The organism is Pelomonas lactea (assembly GCF_043555885.1).
GTDB lineage: Bacteria > Pseudomonadota > Gammaproteobacteria > Burkholderiales > Burkholderiaceae_C > Pelomonas > Pelomonas lactea.
This window is the reverse complement of record NZ_JBIGHX010000016.1, coordinates 1-1524: the sequence shown is the minus strand read 5'-3', so window position 1 is coordinate 1524 and position 1524 is coordinate 1. Positions and strand designations below refer to the sequence as shown.

Annotated in this window: 1 pseudogene; it reads right to left on the bottom strand. The window is 67.3% G+C overall.

The features are described 5' to 3' along the window. A pseudogene (locus tag ACG04Q_RS25525) lies at positions 1-1504 on the bottom strand (heme utilization protein); the annotation flags it as partial. Positions 1505-1524: the final 20 nt, after the last annotated feature.

The following is a 1524-nucleotide window of genomic DNA, read 5'->3' as shown; positions in this document are numbered from 1 at the left end:
GCGCGACCGTCGTGATCGACTTGATGTCGCCGGATTCGATGGCCGGCAGCTGGTCGGTCGTCAGCGCCTTGAGCTGGTCGGACGTCAGCGAGGCGATCTGGCTGCTGGACAGCGCAGCCATGTCGTCGGTTTCCAGGCCTTGCAGCTGCGTCGTCGACAGCTTCACCAGTTGGTTGGTAGAGAAGGCGGCGACTTCGGTGGACGTCAGCGACTTGATCTGGTCGCTGGAGAAGCCGGCGAGCGCAGCGGTGGTGATGGCGCGCAGGTCGGCCGTCTCCATGCTGGGCAGCGCGTCGGTGGACAGCGCGGCGATCTGGGCGGAGCCCAAGGCCGCCCATTGCGTGCTGGTCAGTGCCGCCAGGTCGGCGGTTTCCATGCCGGCCACCTGCGTGGTCGTCAGCAGCGCGACCTGGGCGGTGCTGAGCTTGGAGAACTGGTCGGTCGTCAGCGCGTTGAGGTCGTCCGTCTTCAGGCTCTGCAGCTGCGTGGACGTCAGCGAGTTGAGCTGCGCGGACGACAGCGCTTGCAGCTGGTCGCTGGTCATCGCATCGAGTTGCGCGCTGGACAGCGCGCGCAGCGCCACCGTCGTGATGGACTTGATGTCGCCGGACTCGATGGCGGCGATCTGGTCCGTCGTCAGTGCCTTGAGCTGGTCGCTGCTCAGCGCGGCGATGTGGGCCGACGACAGCGCGGCCATGTCGTCCGTCTCCAGACCTTGCAGCTGGATGGTCGACAGCTTGGCCAGCTGCGTGGTCGTCAGCGCGGCGACCTCGGCCGAGACCAGGGACTTGATCTGGTCACTGGAGAAGCCCGCCAGCGCAGCGGTGGTGATGGCGCGCAGGTCAGCCGTCTCCATGCTGGGCAGCGCGTCGGTGGACAGCGCCGCGATCTGCGCGGAGCCCAGCGCAGCCCACTGGCTACTGGTCAGCGCGGCCAGGTCGGCCGTTTCCATCGCGGCGATCTGGGCCGTCGTCAGCAGCGCGACCTGCGCCGTGCTGAGCTTGGAGAACTGGTCGGTCGTCAGCGCGTTGAGATCGTCCGTCTTCAGGCTCTGCAGCTGGGTGGAGGTCAGCGCATTGAGCTGCGTGGAGCTCAGCGCCTGCAGCTGGTCGCTGGTCAGCGCATCCAGCTGGGCGCTGGACAGCGCGCGCAGCGCGACCGTCGTGATCGACTTGATGTCGCCGGATTCGATGGCCGGCAGCTGGTCGGTGGTCAGCGCCTTGAGCTGGTCGGACGTCAGCGAGGCGATCTGGCTGCTGGACAGCGCAGCCATGTCGTCGGTTTCCAGGCCTTGCAGCTGAGTGGTGCTCAGCTTGACGAGCTGGTTGGTGGAGAAGGCGGCGACTTCGGTGGATGTCAGCGACTTGATCTGGTCGCTGGAGAAACCGGCAAGGGCAGCGGTGGTGATGGCACGCAGGTCGGCCGTCTCCATGCTGGGCAGCGCGTCGGTGGACAGCGCCGCGATCTGCGCGGAGCCCAGCGCGGCCCACTGGCTGCTGGTCATGGCCGCGAGATCAGCGGTTT